The organism is Streptomyces hypolithicus, assembly GCF_052934925.1.
Genome location: NZ_CM128811.1, coordinates 5,212,772 through 5,235,109, shown reverse-complemented (window position 1 = coordinate 5,235,109; position 22,338 = coordinate 5,212,772). Strand labels below are relative to the sequence as shown.

Below are 22,338 nucleotides of genomic sequence, written 5' to 3'. Positions count from 1 at the left end.
CGCGGCCCTAGACCGGCGGCCAGGGAATGGCCGGCCACTCTCCGGACGGCTCCGGATGGCGACCCGCCGCACGCAGCGCCGCCACCCGCGCCCGCAGCGCGTCCGCCTCGCCCACAGTGATCAGTTCGGCCAGACGCGTGGCGAGCGGCCGTCCGGCGGCGAGTTCCCCAGCGAGCCGGTCCAGCACCTCCACGGCCTCGGCCGTCAGCTCCTCCCCCGCCCAGCCCCACAGCAGCGTGCGCAGCTTGTCCTCGGCGTTGAACGTGACGCCGTGGTCGATGCCGTAGAGCCTGCCGTCGGCGGCAGGCAGCAGATGGCCGCCCTTGCGGTCGGCGTTGTTGATGACCGCGTCCAGGACGGCCAGTCGGCGCAGCCGCTGGTCGTCCGCGTGTACGAGTAGGGCGGTGCGGCCCTCGCCGACCTCCGCGAGGGCGATCGGCTTCCACCCCTCCCCCGGTTCCTCGTCCTCCACGAGGGCCAGCAGGGCGCCGTCCTCGGAAGGCGTCTCGATCCACAGCTGGCACATGCCTTCGCCGTAGGGTCCGTCGCGCAAGACCGTCGGCGGGACGAGGCCCCACCCGGTCGCCTCGGAGATCTCGTACGCCGCCACCTCGCGCTGCGCGAGTGTGCCGTCGGGGAAGTCCCACAGCGGCCGCTCGCCCGCGACGGGCTTGTACACGCAGGACGCCGACACGCCTTCGTACTCGACGGCGCAGTACAGCACCGCGTTGGACGCCTCCTGGACGCGTCCGCGCACCGTGAGCTGCCCCTTCGCCAGCACGGTGAGGAGGTCGTGCGAGGGGCTCACGCTCCCCGGCGGTATCCGTTCTGGCGCGGGCATACGTGTCCCTCCGGGTCGAGCGGCAGGCTGCACAGGGGGCACGGCGGCCGGCCCGCGTTGACGACGTCCAGGGCACGCTTGGCGAAGGCCCTGGCCTGGGCGCCGCTGAGGCGGACCCGCAGCATGGGCGGCCCGTTCTCCTCGTCCTGGAGGAGGCGTTCCTCGGCCTCGGCGAGGTCCTCTTCGGTCTCCACGTCCAGCTCGACGAGCGCCTGCGCCTCGACGATCATGCGTTGTTCCTCGCCGTCCCAGGCCAGCGCCATCGTGCCGACGCGGAACTCCTCCTCGACGGGGGCGTCCAGCGGCGCGCTGTCGGCGACATCGGAAGGGGCCATGGCCGGAACAGGGGCGTTCCCGCCGGTGCGGCGTACTACTTCGTCGAGCAGTTCGTCGATCCGCTCGGCGAGCGCGGTGACCTGGGTCTTCTCCAGGGCGACGCTGGTGACGCGGCCGGACGCGGATGCCTGCAGGAAGAACGTACGGCGCCCAGGCAGCCCGACCGTGCCGGCCACAAAGCGGTCCGGTGGGTCGTAGAGGAATACCTGACGGGACACGTCCTGTCTCCCTTGAAATCGTCTGTACGCGCGGTCTTGGGCGCGTCCACCCTACTGCGCCCGGCGATCACGGTGCGCCTGCGCCGCCCCCTACGGCCGCGTCCCCGCTCTTGCCGTTCTCCCGGGGGGCGAGCGCGGTGAAGTCCCCGGTGTCTCCGAGCCGCAGGAGAAAGGGGCGCAGTCCGGTGTAGCGGATGGCGGTGACGGAGCAGGGGTCGACGTGGATGCGCTGGAAGAGGTCGAGGTGGAGGCCGAGGGCGTCGGCGACGATCGACTTGATGATGTCGCCGTGCGAGCACATCGCGTAGAGGGCGTCCTCGCCGTGCTCGGCCTCGATGCGCGCGTTCCAGTCCCGTACCGCTTCGACCGCACGGGCCTGCATGGCCCGCATCGACTCGCCGCCGGGGAAGGCGACGGACGAGGGGTGCTGCTGTACGGCCGCCATCAGCGGTTCGTCGGACAGCTCCGCGAGTTTGCGGCCCGACCAGTCGCCGTAGTGGCACTCACCGATCCGGTCGTCGGTGTGCAGCGGGAGCGAGGGCCGTTCGTCGAGCAGCGGCCTGAGGGTCTCGCGGCAGCGGTCGAGCGGGCTGGAGACGGCGGCGGCCAGCGGCAGCCCGGCGAGCCGGCCGGGCAGGGCGGCCGCCTGGGCCGCGCCCCGCTCGTCGAGCGAGACCCCCGGCGTCCAGCCGGCGAGGAGCCCGGCGGTGTTGGCGGTGGAGCGTCCGTGACGTACGAGTATCAGCGTTGCCATGGGCGCCAGCGTAGAGCGATCGTGGGCCGCGGTGCGTTCCCCGCCCGATGCGGGGAAGAATGCCTGCCGTGATTGTCGACTGTGCCATTTACCGCGAAGGGCGCCGCACCGAGGGCCCTTCGGACTTCTCCGACGCGCTCTCGCAGGCGCGCGCCACTGGGGACGCCTTCTTGTGGATCGGGCTGCATGAACCAACGGAGGAGGAGTTCGACCTTGTGAGCAGCGAGTTCGCCCTGCATCCGCTGGCCGTGGAGGACGCCTTGTCTGCGCATCAACGGCCGAAACTGGAGGTGTACGACGACTCACTCTTCGCGGTGTTCAAACCCGTCCTCTACGAGCCGGAGAGCGACACCGTGACGTCCGGTGAGCTGATGGTCTTCGTGGGCGACTCGTTCGTGGTGACGGTGCGGCACGGCGAGGGCGCTCCGCTGGCCGCCGTACGCGACCGTCTGGAAGCCGATCCGGATGTGCTGCGGCACGGGCCGACGTCCGTGCTGTACGCGGTGAGCGACGACGTCGTCGACCACTACATAGAAGTCGGCGCGGAACTCCAGACCGACTTGGAGGAGCTGGAGACGGAGGTCTTCGTACCCGACGGGGGCGATGCGAAGAACAGTGCGGCGCGAATCTACACGTTCAAGCGCCAGGTGCTCGAATTTCGGCGGGCGACCGGTCCACTGATCCAGCCGATGACGCGGCTGTCCAGCCCCGGCCTGCCCTTCGTCGACGAGCACGCGCAGCCGTTCTTCCGGGATGTGAGCGACCACCTGACACGGGTCAATGAGCAGGCGGAGGGGCTCGACCGGTTGCTGTCGGACATCCTGTCCGCGCATCTCGCGCAGATGAGTGTGCGGCAGAACGACGACATGCGGAAGATCTCGGCCTGGGCCGCCATGGCGGCGGTACCGACGATGGTCGCGGGGATCTACGGCATGAACTTCGAGCACATGCCGGAGCTGACCTGGGCGTGGGCGTATCCGGCGGTGATCGGCGTGATGGTGCTGTGCGAGATAACCCTGTACCGCACGTTCAAGCAGCGCGGCTGGCTCTGAGGGCGGGCGCCGGTCCCGGGGCCTGTAGCCAGGAGCCTTTCAGACGAGTCCGGCCGCCGGTGTGGCGGGGCCGCCCAGCGCGTCGCGCCGCTCCGGCATCGTGAGGGACACCATGCGGCGCCAGCCGCCGGCGCGCTCGTAGGCGTACATCGCCTGGATGCCGGCCCGCAGCGCCGCCGCCTTGGGCTTCGGCCACTTCAGGATGCGCCCCATGTGTCCCATGACGGCGAGACTGACGTCCCGGTAGACGCCGCACTCGACTACGACGCACTCGCGCAGGACGCGCTGCATCGTCCGGCCGTGTCCGGCGCGGGCGAGCCGGAGCAGCTCCTCATGGCAGTACGCGAGGTGATTCTCCTCGTCGTGGCAGATCATGCGTATCGGTTTGCCCGCTTCGGGATGGTCGCCGAAGTACGTGACCAGCATGTCCATCTGATCGGCCGCGCGCTGCTCGGTCACCCGGCTGTGCGCGAGGTAGACGAGGATGTCGTGCTCGGTCAGCGGCTCGTCACGGCGCAGCTTGTCGTGGGCGAGGCCGATGCCGCGCTGTTCGAGCAGCATCGTGTAGTCGGTCTCGGGCGGGACGGCGACCGGTTCGAGTCCGCGTTTGTGCAGCATCGCGTTGAAGAGCCGGCCGTGCTTGTCCTCGTCGGCACCGTGCCGGGTGATCCTCGGCGCCAGCGTCCGCATGCTCGCGGGCACCAGGGCGGCGATCCGCCCGTTCTCCCAGCCGCCCTGGGCCTCACCGCTCGCGGCGATGGAGCAGAAGAGCTGAAAGGAGTCGTCGTTGTCGAGGATCTCCTGGAAGAGACTTCGGGCAGAGAGCATCGCTGGCACCTCCGTAGGACGTCCGCAAAGACCAAGTCAAGAGCGGTACGGGACACCAGGCAACAGTTGCGGGGGTCAACTCGGCCGGACGAATGAACCCCCGGGGGGGTACGGGCGCGTAACCGACCGGGGTGTGGCGCGTTGTTCTGCATGACGGCCGTGGCGGGGAAGACCCCCCGAGCCCCCACCACGGCCGCAGAACTCTCCGCGCTCCATCCCCTGAGCCGCCCTGAGCCCTAGGGGGTGTCTGACAATTCCCCGTGGGTCAAGGAGCGGCGTCCGGTGCGTGCGATCGCAAGGCGCCGGACAGTCCTCGTAGCGGAGCTACCAGGGCTTTTCGGCAACGCTGCGAGCGTGCGTGCCGGGCGTCGCGACGCCGCGGGGAATCGTCAGACACCCCCCTTAAGCCAGGCCGGCGCGCTCCAGCGCTTCCGTGCCGGCGCGCAGGGCGGTGATCCGCTCGTCCAGCGTGAAGCCCGCAGGAGCCAGTGTCAGCGTGGTCACCCCGGCCGCCGCATATGCCTGCATCCGGTCGGCGATGCGCTCCACGGAACCGAGCAGCGTGGTCTGGTCGATCAACTGGTGCGGGATCGCGGCGGCGGCGCCCGTCTTGTCGCCGGACAGGTACTTGTCCTGGATCTCGGCGGCTTCCTTCTCGTAGCCCATGCGCTGGGCGAGCTGGTTGTAGAAGTTCTGCTTGCGGCTGCCCATGCCTCCGACGTACAGCGCGGTGTACGGGCGGAACACGTCGGCCAGGGCGTGCACGTCCTCGCCGAGGGCGAGCGGCAGGGTCGGGCAGACGTCGAAGCCGTCCATCGTCTTGCCGGCCTTCTCGCGGCCGGCGCGGAGGTGCCGGATCGCCGTGTCCTCAAGGTGGTCGGCCGACGGGAAGATCAGCAGGGCGCCGTCGGCGATCTCGCCGGTCTGCTCAAGGTTCTTGGGGCCGATGGCGGCGATGTACAGCGGAATGTGCTCGCGCTGCGGGTGGACCGTGAGCTTCAGCGGCTTGCCGGGGCCGTCGGGCAGCGGCAGCGTCCAGTGCCGGCCCTCGTACGACAGGCGCTCGCGGGTCATCGCCTTGCGGACGATCTCGACGTACTCGCGGGTGCGGGTCAGCGGTTTGTCGAACTTCACGCCGTACCAGCCCTCCGAGACCTGCGGCCCCGATACGCCGAGGCCCAGCCGGAACCGGCCGCCCGAGAGCGAGTCCAGGGTGGCGGCGGTCATCGCGGTCATGGCGGGGGCACGGGCCGGGATCTGGAAGATCGCGGAGCCCACGTCGATGCGTTCGGTCTGGGCGGCGACCCAGGACAGGACGGTGGCGCCGTCCGAGCCGTACGCCTCGGCGGCCCAGCACACGTCGTAGCCGAGCCGGTCCGCTTCCTGGGCGACGGCCAGATTGTCGCCGTCCATTCCCGCACCCCAGTAACCGAGGTTGATGCCGAGCCGCATGACCACACTCCTTACTGATCAGTAACGTTCGCGTGCCGGGGACTCTAGCGCGCGGGGGGCCGATCCGTCAGGGGCGAGCCGCTGGTCCCGCCCGCAAGTTATCCACAAGGTCTCCTGCCGGAACGCCCAGGGCCAGTAATCTCAGCGCCCATGGAGCAGAGGCATCTCGGCCGTACGGGCCTGCGTGTGTCCCGGATCGGGCTCGGCACCCTCACATGGGGCCGGGGCATCGACGAGCGTGCCGCCCGTGTCACAGCCGGCCTGTTGAAGGCCTTCTGGGACGCGGGCGGCACCCTCGTCGACACCGCGGACGTGTACGGCGACGGGGACGCGGAGTACGTGCTGGGGCAGCTCGTGGAGCGGCTCGTGCCACGCCGCGACCTGGTCATCGCCACCAAGGCGGGCAGCGTGCCCGACCCCGACCGGCGCTTCGACGGGTCGGGGGGGCATCTGCTGGCCGCGCTCGACGCCTCGCTGGAGCGGCTCGGCACGGACTACGTGGACCTGTGGCAGGTGCACGCCTTCGACCCCGCGACGCCGCTCGACGAGACGCTCCAGGCGCTGGACATCGCGGTCGGCAGCGGGCGGGCGCGGTACGCCGGAGTGTCCGACTTCTCCGGCTGGCAGCTGGCGAAGGCGGCGACCTGGCAGCTCGCGGCGCCGGGTGTACGCACCCGCCTGGCCAGCACCCAGATGGAGTACTCGCTGCTCCAGCGCGGCGTGGAGCGGGAGGTGCTGCCGGCCGCGCTGGATCTGGGTGTCGGGATGCTCCCTGCGTCGCCGCTCGGCCGGGGCGTACTCACGGGCAAGTACCGCCGCAGCGTCCCGCCGGACTCGCGCGGCGGGTCGGACCCCATGTCGGGGTTCGTCGCGCCGTACCTGGACGACGCGGCCCGCCGCATCGTGGACGCGGTCGCCACGGCGGCGGACGGCCTCGCCACGACGGCCCTTCAGGTGGCTCTGGCCTGGGTCCGTGACCGGCCGGGTGTGGTGGCGCCGATCGCGGGCCCGCGCAACGCGCGGCAACTCGCGGCGGCGTTGTCAGTGGAGGCGCTTAGTCTTCCAGACGAGATCTGCCAGGCGCTCGACGACGTGTCGGCGCCGGTGCACCGCTATCCCGATCAGGACTGGAGCACGCTGTGACCGCGCTTCCCGAGGGGGCAACCCCCGGCCCCCCGGCCGAAGACCCCGCCACCACCGGACCTGCGGCCCCGCCGCACGACACCACCGGAACCGAAGAGCGTTCGCCCGGCACGGGCGACGGCTCGGCGAACACGCCGGCCGCCTCGACGGAGGACGGCGAAGGTGCGGACGACGGCGGTGCTGACGCCGAAGAGCTCTCGCTCCCCGGGGACGACGGCGACGCCGTGGCCGGCCCGGACGCCGCGGGGGACGCCGACGCGGCCCCGGGCGGCGCCGGAGCGCAGCTGTCCGAGGCCGAGGCCGAGTTGGCCGCGCAGCGGGCCCTGCGGGAGCGGATCGCGCAGCGCAAGGCGGAGCAGACCGCACCCGTCGAAGCCGGTGCCAAGCTGAGCGGGCAGGCCGCCGATCTGCTCGCGGCGGTACGCGCCGTGGAGAGCGGCGAGAAGGCGTCGGCCTCGCTCTTCGCGTCCCCGGCGCCCGAGCCGCGCCGCACAGCGGCCCCCGCCGCCACCGCGCCGGTTCGGGCTGCGCGACAACCCGTGGCAGCCGCACCGCAGGCCGTGGCGTCCGTGCGCGCCGTACTGGCCGAGGGCGGGGCGCCGGAAGCGCTGGCCGCCCAGGTCGCGGCCGTGCTCGGGGAGCACGCCGGGCAGGTGCTGCGCGACGACCCGTGGCAGCTGCTGTCCGTAGCGGGAGTACGGATCGAACAGGCCGACGGGTTCGCCCGCGCCCTGCTCGGCGCCGAGGCCGGCCCGGGCGACGAGCGCCGGACGGCGGCCCTCGTCGGCCGGCTGCTGGAGCGGGCGGCGCTCCAAGGGCACACCGCACTGGCGTCGGACGCCGTCCGCGAGGCGCTGGCCGAACACAAGGTGCCCGACCCGGACGAGGCCGTGCAGCACGCGATCGCCGAGGGAGTGGCACTGGTCTTCCAGGACGGCGAGGGCTTGGCGGACGAGGAGAGCGTGCCGGACGGCGAGGGCGTGGCGGACGCCGGGGACGCTGCCGGCACCGAACCGGTGCCGTTCCTGCTCGGTCTGGAGCGGTACGCGCTCGCCGAGGAGGGCCTCGCGGACGCCCTCGCCCGGCTGGCCGGCACCTTCACCCAGGAGCACGCCGAGGCGGGCGCGGAATGGACAACCGACGGCCTCTCCCCTTCTGCCGCCGAACTCACGCGCGCGGTCGCGGCGAACGGCCTGGTCGCCCACAGCGGCGGCGAGGCCGCACGCGCCGAACCGGCCGCGCTGACCGCCGCCGCACGCGGACTCGGCCTGCGGGCGTACGCCGCCGCGCACAGCACCGACGGCCGCCTGCGCCTGGCCGCCGCCATCGGCGAACCCGCGGCCGCACTCAGCGTGGCGGGCCTGCTCGCCGGGACCGAGGGCCCGGGCCGCGACGAGGAGGGCGCGCTCGCCCTCGACCTGCTGGTGGTGCTGGACGCGCCGCAGCTCGACGTGGAGGCCGCAGCCGTTCTCGTCGAGTCCTTGGCGGACGGCACCCGGCTGGTCCTCAGCGGCGACCCCGGCGTGCTGCCGTCGGCCGGCGCAGGCCGGGTGTTCGCGGACCTGCTGGCAGCTCGCACGTGCCCGCACATCGTCTCCCGTACGCCCGACCCCGGACCGATCGGCGAGCTGGTCTCCGGCATCGGCATCGGTGAGCTGAACCAGGTGGAGGCACCCGGCAAGGAGGTGGTGATCGTCCCGGTCCGGGACGCCGGCGAGGCCGTGCACCGCAGCGTCCAGCTGGTCGCCGACTCGGTTCCGCGCGCCTTCGGGGTCACTCCCGCTCAGACCCAGGTGATCACGCCGGGCCACGGCGGCTCGGCGGGCACCCGCGCCCTCAACGCGGCGCTCAAGCAGCGGTTCAACCCGGGCCCCGGCCGGTTCGGCGGCTTCGACCCGGGAGACAGGGTCGCGTACATCCCGGCGCCCGGCAGGACCCTGCCCGGCGCGGTCGTCTCGGCGGACGCCGACGGCCTGCACCTCGACTGCGAGGGCACGCCCGTCGTGGTGCCCCAGGACCGGGTGGAGACGGCGGTGCGGCACGCCTGGGCGCTCACCGCGCACCAGGCGGCCGGTATGCGCTGGCCCGCGGTGGTGGTCGTGCTGCCGGGCGACGCCGCCCCGGCACTGAGCCGCCCGTGGATCTACACCGCGTTCAGCCGGGGGGAGCGCCACCTGTCGGTGGTGCAGGGCGTGGACCAGGCGCTGCCCCGCGCCGTCGCGGAGATCCCGGACCGCCCCCGCACCACCCGCCTGCGCACCTTGCTCCAGCCCCCGCCGGAGCAGCCCGCCGAACCGGACGCCCCCTGAGGGGCGGCCGGCGGCAGGGGGCGGCGCTCAGGCCTGCTCAGACCCGTCGGCGTCGTCGATCTCGTCGTCGAAGACAGAGCTGACGTCGAAACGGCACACGACGCTCTGCGGATCGGCCGACTCGAAGGGATTGTTCAGCCACTCCCCCGGCTCCGGCAGGTCGTCGGCGGCGGCGACCCACAGGGTGGAGTCACCCTCCTCCAAGCCGAACTCCTTGTGCCGGGAGGCGATTTCATCCGGTTCGTACTCACCGAAGAGCACGCCCAGCGCGGCGTGGACGCTGCCCCCGACGATCGCCGCCGTACCGGAGCGCTCGCCGGTGTCCGGCACCGACACGTCGACGTCCGGGTCGAGATCAGCGATGCGCTGGGCCTGGGCGAGCAGCCGCTGCGTCTGCCGCACCTCGTAGTCGCGGCGAATGAGAACGCTCACCGCCTTGGGCTCCTCGGGCCCGGTGTACGGCGGGAGGGAGTCGTCGGAGCCCGGGATCTCGAACGGCGTGACCTCGTCGTACCTGTCGTAGAGCCGCTCGTCGTACGCCTCAGCGGCCGCGGCGAGCGCGTTGCACGCGTCGTAGACGGCCGGATCGTCGTCTCCGGTGCGGCGTTCGACCGCGTCGAGGTGACGGTCGAGCGCGACTTTGACCGCCTCGGCGGCGGCGCGTACCTCGGCAGCGGTGGGCTGCGCAGCATCAGACATAGTGCAGACGCTATCCGTACTGGGGCGCTGCCCGCACAGTAGATACGCATCCGACGCCGAGGCGACCTGCGGTGACCCACCGCCCAACCGTCTGAGCTGCCAAAACGCCTCTCCTCGTCTCCCACGCCTGCCGGCGTGAGGTTCGTCGCCCCGGAGACGGTCCGCCGGCTGGGCGTGAAACCGATTGCACGAAGGCCGGCCCAGCCATGCTGCACCTGATCGGCGTGCGCCTGCTTCCGGCCACCGTGCGGCACTCTCATCACGACGAAACCCTTTGACGAGACGACGAGACGGCGACTCTTCACCGGGGCCGAGCACCACGGGGCCGGGCGCCACCGGGCCGGGCGCCACGGGCTCCGGTAAACGGCCCGCACCCGGCGGCCGGCAAGCCCCGGCGCGCACGTTGTCCCCCCGAGCGCCTGCCCTCACAATGGACGCGATGCCGGAATATGAATTTGTCGACGTGTACGTGCCACGCGGGGTGTCCCGCAAGGAGGCAACTCGTCTGCTGACCGATCATGCCGAGTACGGGCACTGGGAGTTGGACCGGCTGAGTCTGCGCCGGGACGGCAGCCGGCGCGTGCGGCTGCGCAGGCGGATCATCCGACAAGTGCGCGCCACCTGGTGAATACTTCAACGAGCTGATCGAGGCCGCCGACGAGAAACTGCTGGCCAAGACCATCGCCAGCTACGGCCGCGTCGACCTTTTGTGTATTGATGAGCTCGGGTATATGGAGCTTGATCGTCGCGGAGCCAAGCTGTTGTTCCAGGTTCTGACGGAACGTGAGGAAAAGAACAGTGTGGCCATCGCCTCCAACGAATCCTTCGGAGGGTGGAGCAAGACGTTCACCGATCCCAGGCTCTGCGCAGCCATCGTCGACCGCCTGACCTTCGGCGGCAACATCATCGAGACCGGCACCGACTCCTACCGGCTCGCCTCCACCCGGGCCCGAGCCGCACAACAAGCCGCCGCCGCCGCCGCAGCAGCAGCCGCTGGCTGACAAGCGGCCAGCGAACTGCTGGTGGCTTCAGGGCTGACCAGGTCCGAGGATGCGGGCCAACGCACGCAGGCCAGCGAGGACGTCGGCGCCGCTGGGGGCCTGGTCAGGGTCAGTGAGCCACTGCGTCATCAATCCGGTGAGCAGGGCCATCTGGACGGCGCCCAGCGTGCGCGCGGTGGTGTCGTCGACCGCGTCCTCCTCGACGCCGCTGAGGACCGCCGCCAGTCCCCGCCTCCCCTGGGCCTGGCCCCCTGCGAGGTAGCGGCGGAGGTCGTCGGAATGCTCGGCCTGGGCGAGCGCCTCGATCGAGGCAAGCCACAGGGTGCGGTGCGTGGAGAAGGACTCGATCACTTGTTCCCACATCGCCTCGTACCGCTTGGCGGGCGTGTCCCCGCCCGCCCCGAAGGCGGCCAGGGTGCGGCCGGTGTGCGTGCCCCACCTGTCGATCGCCTCGATGAGCGCGGCGTTGAGCAGTGCCTCACGGGAGCCGAAGTGGTAGCCGATGGCGGCCATGCTGACGCCGCCGGACGCGGCCGTGATGTCGCGGACGGTGGTGCGCGCCCACCCTTTTTCCTCCAGGCAGCGGCGGGCCCCGGCGAGCAGGTCTTCGCGATTTCCCATGGCCGAATGCTATCCGGTGGTGGGGCGATCGCGCTAGGCGGACGCCTTATGCAATTGAATTAGGCGCCCGTCTTGTGCAAACGCGCAACCTCTCGATACGGTCCTGCCACCGCAACCGAGCAAGGGCGATCCAATGAACGACATGGCCGCGCACGAAACCGCCGCCCGCGCCGAACTGGTCATCGACGGCCGCCGACTGTCCTACCTCGACTTCGGCGGCACCGGCCGCCCGCTGGTCGCACTGCACGGACACCTGTCCGAAGGCGCCACCTTCGCCCGCCTCGCCCACGCACTTGCCCCCGAGTGGCGGCTGATCGCCCCGGACCAGCGCGGCCAGGGCGAGTCCGATCGCGCCCCCGACTACTCACGGGAGGGCTACCTCTCCGACATTCAGGCACTCCTGGACAACCTGGGCCTGGACCGCGTCGTACTGCTCGGCCACTCCCTCGGCGCCATCAACGCCTACCAGTTCGCCGCCCGCCACCCTGAGCGCGTCAGCGCGTTCGTCAACGCCGAGGGCCCGGCCGCGCTCGGCCTGGACGGGTCGAACCCCTTCGGATTCCTGCTCGACCTGCCCTACCAGGCGCCCACCCGCGACGCCCTGATCGCGGGCCTGGGCCCGGCCGGCCCGTACTTCTCCGACCGGCTGCGCGAGAACCCCGACGGCAGCTGGCGACTGCCCTTCCACCCTCAGGAGATGTACCAGTCGGAGGAGTCGGTGCACGGCGACCACTGGGGCGACTGGACGGCCACCACCTGCCCCGCCCTGCTGGTCCACGGCACCAAGGGCGTCATCCCGGCCGAGCAGGTCCGCGCCATGGTCGAACGCCGCCCCGGCACCGTATCGGCAGAGCTGGACGCCGACCACCTGATCCCCGTCAGCGACCCGGACGGATTCGCCGCCGCGGTCCGCGTCTTCCTCACCGCGCTCTAGCCAACCGCATCCCCCCTCTGCGCTGCCTCCTCGACCTGTCGGTCGAGGAGGCAGCGTCATTTCGGCCAGCCCCGACTTCGTAGCCGGATACATGTAGCCGAGCGTGTCCGGGGCCAGCAACAGCTGAAACCGTGCCCGCGCGGTGGAGTCAGATCTCACCTTCACGACGGGCCCTGAACCCCAATGCCGTTGCTTGAGCTCTGCACGCAGTTCGTCGTGACGCTGCGGTGGTGCGGTCGCTGGACTCGGTATGCATCCCTGGGTGGGGTTATCCGATCATGTGCGACTGGGGGCGGTGACCCGGTGGGTGACCCCGGAACTCATTGCGGAGACGCTGACCGAGTGCGGAATCATGGACAAGAAGCCCGGCGCGTGAGACGACGCGGCTCCGGCGTCTCAACCAACGTTGTCTCTCTGCAGGTCAACGCTTCGCCGGGCGGCAAGATCGAATGAGACGGGACACCTTCCGTTCGCGGCAAGCCCGCACCCGGCACCGCGAAGAGCAGTACCGAGCCGACCGTGACCACTCGACCCCCACCGTCCAGCACCGCCCACACACCGGACACTCCGCCAGGTCACCACGCCGCATGGCGATCACCCGCCGCCGCGCTCTCTCAAGCGCCCGCCACCGCCGCGACCCGAGCAGAACACCGCCTCCGCCGCCATCGTCAACGGCAGCGGATCGCCGCACTCCCGGCAGTACCGCCGGCCCACCCCTCGCGCCCCCACAAACACCGATCATCCAACCGGCCAGACGTCATGGCCAGCCTTCAAAAACAAGCTCTGAGCGGGCCCGGCGATTCGCGGGGCCCGCTCAGTGTGCGCGCCGACCAGTTCTGCCCGCCCGGTCGGCGCATGTCGCTGCCTTACGCCGATGCGCGTGCCCGGCGGTACAGCATCGCGCCGCCCAGCAGCAGCCCGGCGCCTGCCGGGATCGCCAGGCCGAGCGGGACACCGGCGCCGGTCTGCGCGAGCACTTCGGTGGCCTTGGGCTCGGTGACGGTCTGGGTGCCGGGGGTGCTCGGGGTGTTCGGCTCGCCGGCGGGGCCGGGCTTCTCGGGCGTACGCGGCTTCTCCGGCGTACGCGGGGTGTTCGGCTCCTCCGGCTTTTCGGGGTGGTGCGGCTCGCCCGGAGGTTCCTCTGTGCCGGGGCCCGGCCGGGTCGGGGTGGAGTCGTTGGCGCACTCGTTGCCGGTGACCGGGTTGAGCAGACCGATGACGCTCACGCTGTTCCCGCAGACGTTCACGGGTACGTGGATCGGCGCCTGGATGCTGTTGCCCGAGCCGACACCGGGCGAATCGCTCGTGTGCCCGCCGGCCTGAGCGCCGCCGCCGTTGTGGTGGCCGGAGTTGCCGTGGCCGCCGGGGTGGCCCCCCTCGTTGCCCGGGTGGCCGGGCCGGCCGTGGCCGGAGCCTCCCGGCTTGTGCTGCTTCGGATTGGCCGACTTGTTGGCGCAGCTGTTGCCCAGAGCCGGATTGAGCACGCCCACGACGTTGACGGTGTTTCCGCAGACGTTGACCGGGACGTGCACGGGGGCCTGGACGGAGTTCCCGGAGAGTACGCCCGGGGAGTCCGTGGTGGACCCCTTGGCTCCCGAGTCGGCGTGCGCGTTACCGCTGATCGCCAGCAGTCCGCTCGCGGCCGCCATGGTGACCAGGCTTTTCCTCGTGACCTGACGCATTGGTGTTCCCTTGTCGCTCTTACCTTCACCGATGCCCGCGGAACGTTTGGCGACCGCGGGCCGAAAGCCCAGCGGCCCCGGAGTGCATGGCGCGCACTCCGGGGTCGCCCGGGCTCAGACCCTCACGGGTTGATGCACAACGTCACTTGTTGACGCACACGTTGCCGAAGGCGGGGTTCAGTAGCCCGATCACGGAGACCGTGTTGCCGCATACGTTCACCGGCACGTGGACGGGGACCTGGACCAGGTTGCCCGAGAGCACGCCGGGAGAGTTGGCAGCGACACCCTGGGCGCCCGAGTCGGCAACGGCCATACCCGCGCCGGCCAGAATCAGACCACCGGTGGCAGCCGCAGCAGCGACGACCTGCTTGATCATTACTTTTCCTCCTTGTTGGCAAATGCGATCCCAGCCGCGGACCGCACACCCTGTAACGAAGGAGAAACGCTGGGGCTACTACCGTATGGTCGCATTCACTCGTTTCAGTCAACTAGCACAGGCAGTCGAATACTTGGGGTACGTGAGGTCGGTCATGGGGCCAGGCTGTCAGGAGTGGTCGAGGAAGCGGTCCAGGACCCGTACGCCGAACTTCAGACCGTCCACCGGCACCCGCTCGTCGACACCGTGGAACATGCCGGCGAAGTCCAGCTCGGGCGGCAGCTTCAGGGGGGCGAAACCGAAGCAGCGGATCCCCAGGTCGTCGAAGGACTTGGCGTCGGTGCCGCCCGAGAGCATGTAGGGGACGGCCCGCGCGATGGGGTCCTCGGCCTTCAGCGCCACCTGCATCGCGTCGACGAGGTCCCCGTCGAAGCTGGTCTCCAGCGCCTTGTCCCCGTGCACGTCCTCGCGCCGGACGCGTGGGCCGAGGATCCGGTCCAGGTCGGCCAGGAACTCCTCCTCGTATCCCGGCAGGAAGCGCCCGTCGACGTGCGCGGTCGCCTGGCCGGGGATCACGTTCACCTTGTAGCCGGCGCCGAGCATCGTCGGGGCGGCGGAGTTGCGGAGCGTGGCGCCGATCATCTTCGCGATGCCGCCGAGCTTGGCGAGGGTCGCCTCCATGTCCTCCGGGTCGAGCGGGGTGCCGAGCGCGTCCGAGAGCTCGTCGAGGAAGGACCGCACGGTCTTGGTGACCCTGACCGGCCACTGGTGGCGCCCGAGCCGCCCGACGGCCTCGCACAGCTCGGTGATCGCGTTGTCGTTGTTGGTCATCGAGCCGTGGCCTGCCGTGCCGTCCACGGTGAGCCGCATCCAGTGCATGCCCTTCTGCGCGGTCTCGACGAGATACAGCCGCAGGTTCTCATTGACGGTGAAGGAGAAGCCGCCCACCTCACCGATGGCCTCCGTGACGCCCTCGAAGAGCTCGGGGTGCCGGTCGACGAGATGGCGCGCCCCGTACGTACCGCCCGCCTCCTCGTCGGCGAGGAAGGCCAGCACGATGTCGCGCGGGGGTTTGCGGCCGCTGCGCATCCTGTCCCTGACGACCGCGAGGGTCATCGCGTCCATGTCCTTCATGTCGACGGCGCCCCGCCCCCACAGGCAGCCGTCCGCGATCTCCCCGGCGAAGGGGTGGTGCGTCCAGTCGTCGGCGTTGGCCGGAACGACGTCGGTGTGCCCGTGGATGAGCAGGGCCGGCCTGGAGGGGTCCTCGCCCTCGATCCTGGCCACGGTCGAGGCCCGGCCCGGGTGGGACTCGAAGATCTTCGGTTCGAGCCCGACCTCGGCGAGCTGCTCCGCGATGTACTCCGCCGCGGCTCGCTCCCCCGGGCCGGAGTGGTCGCCGTAATTGCTGGTGTCGATCCGGATCAGGTCACGACAGAGATCGACGACCTCGTCCTCGCCCGAAACGGTCCGGGCCGCTTTCGACTCGCTCACGCTGCTTCCTCCCACTGGCGGTGCTGGTGATCGCTCTCATCCTCACCCTCATCCTCCCGCCACCCGAACGGAGGGTGTGATCAGGGCGTCCGAATGTTTGCTATGGTTTTCCACGTCGGAACGGCCCAGGGCCGCACGATAGACACCTTGTCCGGGTGGCGGAATGGCAGACGCGCTAGCTTGAGGTGCTAGTGCCCTTTATCGGGCGTGGGGGTTCAAGTCCCCCCTCGGACACCAGAGAGAATCAGCGAAAACCCCCAGTCGATCAGTCGACCGGGGGTTTTCCCGTGTTCCGGGTTTTCCCGTGGCTCATCCGCGGCTCAGTGGCCTCTGGTGATCCATTCCTGAAGGTGCGGGGACTCGGCGCCGATGCTGGTGGGGTCGCCGTGGCCGGTGCGTACCTCGGTGTCCGGCGGCAGGGTCAGCAGCCGGTCGCGGATCGAGTCCACGATCGTCGGGAAGTGCGAGAAGGACCGGCCGGTGGCGCCGGGACCGCCCTGGAAGAGGGTGTCGCCGGTGAAGACGGTGCCGAGCTCGGGGGCGTAGAGGCAGACCGCGCCGGGCGCGTGTCCCGGGGTGTGCAGGACGGTGAGCGTGATGCCGGCGACGGTGAGGGTCTGGCCGTCGGTGAGCGCGCCGTCGGGGGTGCGGTCCGGGTGGGTCTGCTGCCACAGGGGAAGGTCGTCGGCGTGCAGCAGAACGGGGGCGCCGGTGGCGGCGGCGAGGGCCGAGGCGGCGTTGATGTGATCGTTGTGGGCGTGCGTACAGACGATGGCGCGCAGCGTTCGGCCGCCGAGGGCGGCGGCGATGGCGTCGGCGTCATGGGCCGCGTCGATGACGATGGCCTCGCTGTCGTCGCCGACGATCCAGACGTTGTTGTCGACGTCCCAGGTGCCGCCGTCGAGGGAGAAGGTGCCTGAGGTGACCAGGTGGTCGATGCGGGCGGATGTCATGTGAACTCCACCACCGAGCGCAGTACGTCGCCCTCGCGCATGCGCGTGAAGGCGTGCTCGATGCCGTCCAGGGCGATCGTCTCGGTGACGAACGCGGCGAGGTCGATACGGCCCTGTTGGTGCAGGTCGACGAGCATCGGGAAGTCGCGGGAGGGCAGACAGTCGCCATACCAGGAGGACTTGAGCGAGCCGCCGCGGCCGAATACGTCGAGGAGCGGGAGGTCGAGCCGCATGTCGGGGGTGGGGACGCCGACGAGGACGACGGTGCCGGCCAGGTCACGGGCGTAGAACGCCTGCTTGTACGTTTCGGGGCGGCCCACCGCCTCGATGACGACATCGGCGCCGAATCCGCCGGTCAGCTCGCGGACGGCCTCGACGGGGTCGGCGGCGCGGGAGTTGACGGTGTGGGTGGCGCCCATGGTGCGGGCGGTGGCCAGCTTGCGGTCGTCGATGTCCACGGCGATGATCTTCGCGGCGCCGGCGAGTTTCGCGCCGACGATCGCGGCGTCGCCGACGCCGCCGCAGCCGATGACAGCGACGGAGTCGCCGCGGCCGACTCGGCCGGTGTTGATGGCGGCGCCGATGCCGGCCATGACGCCGCAGCCGAGCAGACCGGCGACGGCGGGTGAGACGGTGGGGTCGACCTTGGTGCACTGGCCGGCCGCGACCAGGGTCTTCTCGGCGAAGGCGCCGATGCCGAGCGCCGGGGAGAGCTCGGTGCCGTCGAGCAGGGTCATCTTCTGGGTGGCGTTGTGGGTGTCGAAGCAGTACTGGGGGCGGCCGCGCAGGCAGGCCCGGCACTGTCCGCACACGGCGCGCCAGTTGAGGATCACGAAGTCGCCGGGGGCGACGTCGGTGACGCCGTCGCCGACGGACTCGACGATGCCTGCCGCCTCGTGGCCGAGGAGGAAGGGGAAGTCGTCGTTGATGGCGCCCTGCTTGTAGTGCAGGTCGGTGTGGCAGACGCCGCACGCCTGGATCTTGACGACTGCCTCGCCGGGGGCGGGGTCGGGGACGATGATCGTCTCCACGCGGACCGGCTCGTTCCTGGCCGGTGCGATTGCCCCTTGGACCTGCTGTGCCATGCGTGAAGTTCCTTCCGCCGCGCGTCGGGTGCGTCGAGGTCGAGTGCGTCGGTACGTGGAGTACGCCGCCGCCGCTCCTTGGCACCGTATCCGGGTATCCCGGTGGGCGGGGGGTGTGACGTGGGGGTGGGCTTTCCCCTGCCCGCCCCTTCCCGCTGTGACATCGTGCGGCTCCGCCGCGTGGGGGCTCCGAGCCGGACCCCGCTCCTCAAACGCCGGAGGGGCTGGATTGCCTGCCCAGGGGCTGGATGCGGGGGCGGAACGCGCCTCGCCGTGCAGGCTCGGGGGGGGAGCCTCCACGGCGAGGGGTGCAGCGGGGGTGTCAGGCGCGGTGGCGTTCCACCGCTATCGTCGCGACCCGCTTGCGGACCATGAACCAGCCGCCGACCAGGGCCGCCGCGATGAGCGGGAGGCAGTACACGGTGGTGCGGCCGATGCCGCCGCCCCACCACATCAGGACGACGACGCTGGCGAGGAAGGCCAGCGTGACGAGCTGGGTGTACGGGGCCCAGGGCAGCCGGTAGGCCGGGCGGGTGACCCGGCCGTCCTTGGAGCGGTGCCAGAACAGCAGCGAGCAGAGCATGATCATGCCCCAGGTGCCGAGGATGCCGATCGACGCGAAGTTCAGGACGATCTCGAAGGCCTCGCCGGGCATGACGTAGTTCAGCCCGACGCCGAGGACGCCGAAGCCCGCGGTGAGCAGGATGCCGCCGTACGGCACCTGCCCCTTGTTCATCCGGCCGGTGAACTTCGGTGCGGAGCCGGCCAGGGCCATGGAGCGCAGGATGCGGCCGGTGGAGTACAGGCCCGAGTTCAGGCTGGAGAGGGCCGCCGTCAGCACGACGAGGTTCATCACGTCGGCCGCGCCCGCGACGCCCAGCTTGTTCATCACGGTGACGAAGGGGCTCTCGTCGCCGGAGTAGGACGTGTAGGGCAGCAGCAGGGCGAGCAGGACGACCGAGCCGACGTAGAAGATGCCCACGCGCCACATGATCGAGTTGATCGCCTTCGGCATGATCTTCTCGGGGTTCTTCGTCTCACCGGCGGCGACGCCGCACAGCTCGACGGAGGCGTACGCGAAGACGACGCCCTGGATCACCAGGAGCATCGGCAGCATACCGACGGGGAAGAGGCCGCCGCCGTCGCTGATGGTGGAGAAGCCCGGGGTGTGGCCGTCGAGCTGGTGCTGGGTGACGACGAGGTAGATGCCGATGGCCATGAAGACCACGAGCGCGGCGACCTTGACGATCGCGAACCAGAATTCCATCTCACCGAAGTACTTGACCGAGATCAGGTTCGCGGTGAGGACGACGGCCAGCGCGATGAGGGCGAGGATCCACTGGGGTACGTCGCTGAACATGGCCCAGAAGTGGGCGTAGGTCGCGGCCGCTGTGATGTCCGCCACGGCGGTCGTCGACCAGTTGAGGAAGTACAGCCAGCCGGCGGCGAAGGCGCCCTTCTCCCCCATGAACTCACGGGCGTACGAAACGAAGGCACCGGAGGAGGGGCGGTAGAGGACCAGCTCGCCGAGCGCGCGGACGACGAAGAAGGCGAAGACTCCGCAGACCGCGTAGGCGATGGCCAGGGAAGGGCCGGCGCCCGCCATCCGGCCGCCGGCGCCCAGGAAGAGGCCGGTGCCTATCGCCCCGCCGATCGCGATCATGTTGATGTGGCGGGACTTGAGGTCCTTGCTGTAACCCTCGTCACCCGCGTCGACATGTGGGGATGTCGATACGGGATCGGTGGGACCGGCCTGGGCCGCAGAGAGAGTGCGGTCACTCATGTGATTTTTTCGCCTTCATTTGGGGGGTGTGCGATACCGGGCCGCACGATCGCGTGGAGCGTGCTCTCGACGTGTTCGAGGTGAGCGGCCATCGCCTGCACGGCCGCCCCCTCGGACCCGCCGACGATGGCCTCCACGAGGGCCCGGTGCTCGAGGTCCGACTGGCGTCGCCGGTTTCCGAGTTGGTTCAGGAAGGTGGACTGCCGTGCCAGGGCGTCCCTGATCTCTTCGATGATCTTGCGGAAGACGGGGTTGCCCGACGCCTGGGCGACGCTCAGGTGGAAGAGCGTGTCCAGCGCCACCCAGGCGGTGGGGTCGGGCTCCTGCTCCATCTTCTGGATCAGGTCCGTCAGCAGGTCGAGGTCACCCGGCGTACGGCGGACAGCAGCGTAACCCGCCATGGGGATCTCGACATGCCGTCGCACTTCGAGCAGGTCACGGGCGGAGTACGGGCCGAAGACGGGGTTCTGGTCGGGGCCGGCTGCCGCGACGTACGTCCCCTTGCCGGCCCGCGAGACGGTGAGGCCGAGCGCCTGGAGCGTGCGCAGGGCCTCCCGTACGACGGAACGGCTGACCTCGAAGTGGCGGCCGAGTTCCGCCTCCGTGGGGAGCTTCTCGCCGACGACGAGTTCGCCCCGTTCGATGGCGTCCCGGAGGTGGCTGAGGACGGCTTCCATCGCGCTGATGCGCCGGGGGGTGCCGCCACCTGTCCGGCTGTCTGACAAGACCATGCGGTGAATGCTCGGAGGTCGGACAGGCAAGCGTCAAGAGTGAACGGCAAGTTGATTTAATACGACAATGAGGATAAAGGAGCGGGCATTACGGGGCAAGAACGTCCAGCTCCTGGAGGGCCCCGACGGCGATCTCACGGGTCAGCTCTTCCGCCCGCGCCGCGTCCCTTCCCCTTACCGCTTCGGCGACTTGAACGTGCAGGGTGACCGCCGCCGGATCGGGATCGTCGAACATCACCCGGTGCCTGGTGCGTCCGCTGAGGACTTCGGCCACCACATCGCCGAGCCGGGCGAACATTTCGTTGCCTGATGCACGCAGTACCACCCGATGGAAGGCGACGTCGTGCACCAGGTACGCGTCGAGCTGCCGGCCCCGCGAGGTCGCCACCATGCCCAGCGCGTGTTCGGTGAGCGCGGCGCACTGCGCGGGGGTCGCGAAGGTGGCGGCGAGGCCGGCCGCCACCGGCTCCACGGCAGAGCGCAGCACGGTCAGCGAGCGCAGCTGGCGAGGCCGGTCCGCGCCGGCCAGCCGCCACCGGATGACCTGCGGGTCAAAGACGTTCCACTCCTCGGTGGGACGTACGGTCACACCGACGCGGCGGCGGGACTCCACGAGGTGCATCGACTCCAGTACCCGGACGGCCTCACGGACGACGGTGCGCGATACGCCGAAACGCTGGGCGAGCTCGTCCGTACGCAGCACGCTGCCGGGCGGGTACTCACCGGCGGTGATCGCGGGACCGAGGCTTTCCAGCAGCTGGGCGTGCAGCCCCCGGGCCTGGATGGTCATGAAGTCAGCGTACGGGGCGGCCAACGAGAACAAAAAGTAGGACGTACATGTCACAGACTCTTGAATACGTCGTACCTAATGGGTTTCCTTGGCGCGACGGACCGATGTCGAGGACGACAGTGACGACAGTGAGGCACGACGCATGAACAGCACCCACTCATGACCAGCGCCCACGTCGTCGTGGTGATGGGCGTGGCAGGCACCGGCAAGACCACGATCGGTCCCCTGCTCGCCGGCCGGCTCGGCGTTCCGTACGCCGAGGGCGACGACTTCCACCCGCCGGCCAACATCGCCAAGATGTCGGCCGGTACCCCGTTGGACGACTCGGACCGGTGGCCCTGGCTCGACGCGATCGGGCAGTGGGCGCACGGCCGGGCGGGGCTCGGCGGGGTGGTGAGCAGTTCCGCTCTCAAGCGGGCCTACCGCGACCGGCTGCGGGCGGCCGCCCCCGGCGCCGTGTTCCTGCACCTCACGGGTGACCGGCGGCTGATCGAGGAGCGGATGCGGGAGCGAAGGGGCCACTTCATGCCCACCGCGCTGCTCGATTCGCAGTACGCCGCTCTGCAGCCGCTCCAGGAGGACGAGGCGGGCGTGGCCGTGGACGTCTCCGGGACTCCGCATGACATCGCCGAGCGAGCCGCCGCGGCCCTGCGCGGGCTCGGCAGCCAACGCGTCTGACCCAGGCCCCAGACGCGGCCTCCCCCAGCCTGGCCGCCCCCAGACACGACCGCCCCGAGACCTGGCCGCCCTCAGACCCAGCGGCCAGACCGCCAGACCCTGCAGAAAGAAGAAGACCGTGACCAGTCTCAGCGTCGAGACGCTGGCAGCGGACGCCGTCGAGCGGCGCTGCTGGTACTGGCGGTCGGTGCGGGATCGCTGTTCTTCAGCCACGTCAACGACGCCGGTTTCTGGCTGGTGAAGGAGTACTTCGGTATGAGCATCGGGCAGACCGTCAAGACCTGGTCCGTGATGGAGACGATCATTTCGGTGGTCGCGCTGGGCTTCGTGCTGCTGCTGTCACTCATCCTTTAGGGGCTGTCCGGTCGATCTCCGTGGGAGAAGGGGCGGGGCGTGGTGCGTGCAGCTGCAAGGCGGAGGAGGGAGGCGACGCGGAGCGTCGCCGACCGACGACAACGCCGGAGGGGGTCCCCCCTGGCCCTTAAGGCCTTGGGGCGTGCGTGCCACGCCCCGCGACGCCGCGGAGATCGACCGGACACCCCCTAGCGGCGCCCGGGAAGCGGCCGGAGTCTTGTGCT

General features: G+C 70.5%; 21 protein-coding genes, 1 tRNA gene and 2 pseudogenes. 9 read left to right on the top strand and 15 right to left on the bottom strand.

From position 1 onward, the window contains the following. Positions 1-7 precede the first annotated feature (7 nt). The 3 genes from ACU6WZ_RS24650 to ACU6WZ_RS24640 all read right to left on the bottom strand — a co-directional run bounded on the left by ACU6WZ_RS24650 (position 8) and on the right by ACU6WZ_RS24640 (position 2,149). Complete coding sequence (locus ACU6WZ_RS24650) at positions 8-841, bottom strand: Rv2133c family protein (RefSeq protein WP_447030385.1); 834 nt, start codon at positions 839-841, stop codon at positions 8-10. Continuing rightward, entirely contained in the window at positions 805-1,395 is a 591-nt protein-coding gene (locus tag ACU6WZ_RS24645; RefSeq protein WP_447030384.1) for an Rv2134c family protein, read from the bottom strand. Before ACU6WZ_RS24645 ends, ACU6WZ_RS24650 begins: the two co-directional genes overlap by 37 nt. A 67-nt stretch (positions 1,396-1,462) precedes the next feature. Then, positions 1,463-2,149, bottom strand: coding sequence for a histidine phosphatase family protein (locus tag ACU6WZ_RS24640; protein ID WP_447030383.1), 687 nt, complete (start codon positions 2,147-2,149; stop codon positions 1,463-1,465). 59 nt (positions 2,150-2,208) lie between these two features. Here ACU6WZ_RS24640 and corA point away from each other — a divergent pair, with 59 nt between their 5' ends. Then, positions 2,209-3,201, top strand: coding sequence for a magnesium/cobalt transporter CorA (gene corA, locus ACU6WZ_RS24635; protein ID WP_447030382.1), 993 nt, complete (start codon positions 2,209-2,211; stop codon positions 3,199-3,201). Positions 3,202-3,240: 39 nt separating this feature from the next. Here corA and ACU6WZ_RS24630 read toward each other — a convergent pair whose 3' ends face one another. Together ACU6WZ_RS24630 and ACU6WZ_RS24625 are read right to left on the bottom strand one after the other, a co-directional pair. Further along, the gene (locus tag ACU6WZ_RS24630; RefSeq protein ID WP_447030381.1) at positions 3,241-4,029 is read right to left on the bottom strand and encodes a ferritin-like domain-containing protein; all 789 of its coding nucleotides are present in this window, start codon (positions 4,027-4,029) and stop codon (positions 3,241-3,243) included. 402 nt (positions 4,030-4,431) lie between these two features. Further along, on the bottom strand, positions 4,432-5,481 hold the full coding sequence (locus ACU6WZ_RS24625; protein ID WP_447030380.1) for an LLM class F420-dependent oxidoreductase: 1,050 nt from the start codon (positions 5,479-5,481) through the stop codon (positions 4,432-4,434). Between the two features lie 150 nt (positions 5,482-5,631). On the opposite strand from ACU6WZ_RS24625, the gene ACU6WZ_RS24620 reads away from it, so the two are divergent. Continuing rightward, positions 5,632-6,624 (top strand): aldo/keto reductase, encoded by a 993-nt coding sequence (locus ACU6WZ_RS24620; protein WP_447030379.1) that lies wholly within the window; start codon positions 5,632-5,634, stop codon positions 6,622-6,624. After that, entirely contained in the window at positions 6,621-8,933 is a 2,313-nt protein-coding gene (locus ACU6WZ_RS24615) for a helix-hairpin-helix domain-containing protein (protein WP_447030378.1), read from the top strand. The genes ACU6WZ_RS24620 and ACU6WZ_RS24615 overlap by 4 nt, the downstream gene beginning before the upstream one ends. Positions 8,934-8,960: 27 nt before the next feature. Here the strand turns inward: ACU6WZ_RS24615 and ACU6WZ_RS24610 are convergent, their stop codons facing one another. After that, positions 8,961-9,632 (bottom strand): hypothetical protein, encoded by a 672-nt coding sequence (locus ACU6WZ_RS24610; RefSeq protein WP_447030377.1) that lies wholly within the window; start codon positions 9,630-9,632, stop codon positions 8,961-8,963. A 439-nt stretch (positions 9,633-10,071) separates the two neighbouring features. Between ACU6WZ_RS24610 and ACU6WZ_RS24605 the strand changes: the two genes are divergently transcribed. After that, entirely contained in the window at positions 10,072-10,260 is a 189-nt protein-coding gene (locus ACU6WZ_RS24605) for a DUF5703 family protein (RefSeq protein WP_018535088.1), read from the top strand. Positions 10,261-10,267: 7 nt separating this feature from the next. After that, positions 10,268-10,633, top strand: a pseudogene (locus ACU6WZ_RS24600) (ATP-binding protein); the annotation flags it as partial. 27 nt (positions 10,634-10,660) lie between these two features. Here ACU6WZ_RS24600 and ACU6WZ_RS24595 read toward each other — a convergent pair. Next, on the bottom strand, positions 10,661-11,254 hold the full coding sequence (locus ACU6WZ_RS24595; protein ID WP_447030376.1) for a TetR/AcrR family transcriptional regulator: 594 nt from the start codon (positions 11,252-11,254) through the stop codon (positions 10,661-10,663). A 133-nt stretch (positions 11,255-11,387) separates the two neighbouring features. Here ACU6WZ_RS24595 and ACU6WZ_RS24590 point away from each other — a divergent pair, with 133 nt between their 5' ends. Next, positions 11,388-12,188, top strand: a complete 801-nt coding sequence (locus ACU6WZ_RS24590; protein ID WP_447030375.1) for an alpha/beta fold hydrolase — start codon at positions 11,388-11,390, stop codon at positions 12,186-12,188. 866 nt (positions 12,189-13,054) lie between these two features. Here ACU6WZ_RS24590 and ACU6WZ_RS24585 read toward each other — a convergent pair. From ACU6WZ_RS24585 to ACU6WZ_RS24575, 3 genes are all read right to left on the bottom strand, one after another. Next, positions 13,055-13,870: a chaplin gene (locus tag ACU6WZ_RS24585; RefSeq protein ID WP_447030374.1), complete on the bottom strand. Its 816-nt coding sequence runs from the start codon at positions 13,868-13,870 to the stop codon at positions 13,055-13,057. A gap of 142 nt (positions 13,871-14,012) precedes the next feature. After that, a complete protein-coding gene (gene chpH, locus ACU6WZ_RS24580) occupies positions 14,013-14,246 on the bottom strand; it encodes a chaplin ChpH (protein WP_447030373.1) in 234 nt (77 codons plus the stop codon). 168 nt (positions 14,247-14,414) lie between these two features. Continuing rightward, the gene (locus ACU6WZ_RS24575; RefSeq protein ID WP_447030372.1) at positions 14,415-15,740 is read right to left on the bottom strand and encodes a M20/M25/M40 family metallo-hydrolase; all 1,326 of its coding nucleotides are present in this window, start codon (positions 15,738-15,740) and stop codon (positions 14,415-14,417) included. A 149-nt stretch (positions 15,741-15,889) separates the two neighbouring features. Between ACU6WZ_RS24575 and ACU6WZ_RS24570 the strand changes: the two genes are divergently transcribed. Beyond that, positions 15,890-15,977, top strand: a tRNA-Leu gene (locus ACU6WZ_RS24570). Between the two features lie 83 nt (positions 15,978-16,060). On the opposite strand, the gene ACU6WZ_RS24565 is transcribed toward ACU6WZ_RS24570, so the two are convergent. The 5 genes from ACU6WZ_RS24565 to ACU6WZ_RS24545 all read right to left on the bottom strand — a co-directional run bounded on the left by ACU6WZ_RS24565 (position 16,061) and on the right by ACU6WZ_RS24545 (position 21,082). Next, entirely contained in the window at positions 16,061-16,693 is a 633-nt protein-coding gene (locus tag ACU6WZ_RS24565) for an MBL fold metallo-hydrolase (protein WP_447030371.1), read from the bottom strand. Then, entirely contained in the window at positions 16,690-17,778 is a 1,089-nt protein-coding gene (locus ACU6WZ_RS24560) for an S-(hydroxymethyl)mycothiol dehydrogenase (protein WP_447030370.1), read from the bottom strand. Before ACU6WZ_RS24560 ends, ACU6WZ_RS24565 begins: the two co-directional genes overlap by 4 nt. Positions 17,779-18,100: 322 nt before the next feature. After that, positions 18,101-19,561 carry an amino acid permease gene (locus ACU6WZ_RS24555; protein ID WP_447030369.1) on the bottom strand — a complete coding sequence of 487 codons (1,461 nt, stop codon included), beginning with the start codon at positions 19,559-19,561 and terminating at the stop codon, positions 18,101-18,103. Next, positions 19,558-20,292, bottom strand: coding sequence for a FadR/GntR family transcriptional regulator (locus ACU6WZ_RS24550; RefSeq protein WP_447030368.1), 735 nt, complete (start codon positions 20,290-20,292; stop codon positions 19,558-19,560). Before ACU6WZ_RS24550 ends, ACU6WZ_RS24555 begins: the two co-directional genes overlap by 4 nt. 88 nt (positions 20,293-20,380) lie before the next feature. After that, positions 20,381-21,082 (bottom strand): FadR/GntR family transcriptional regulator, encoded by a 702-nt coding sequence (locus tag ACU6WZ_RS24545; RefSeq protein WP_447030367.1) that lies wholly within the window; start codon positions 21,080-21,082, stop codon positions 20,381-20,383. 159 nt (positions 21,083-21,241) lie between these two features. Here ACU6WZ_RS24545 and ACU6WZ_RS24540 point away from each other — a divergent pair, with 159 nt between their 5' ends. Both ACU6WZ_RS24540 and ACU6WZ_RS24535 read left to right on the top strand, forming a co-directional pair. After that, positions 21,242-21,760 (top strand): gluconokinase, encoded by a 519-nt coding sequence (locus ACU6WZ_RS24540; protein ID WP_447030366.1) that lies wholly within the window; start codon positions 21,242-21,244, stop codon positions 21,758-21,760. A 162-nt stretch (positions 21,761-21,922) separates the two neighbouring features. Further along, a pseudogene (locus ACU6WZ_RS24535) lies at positions 21,923-22,114 on the top strand (GntT/GntP/DsdX family permease); the annotation flags it as partial. Positions 22,115-22,338 lie beyond the last annotated feature (224 nt).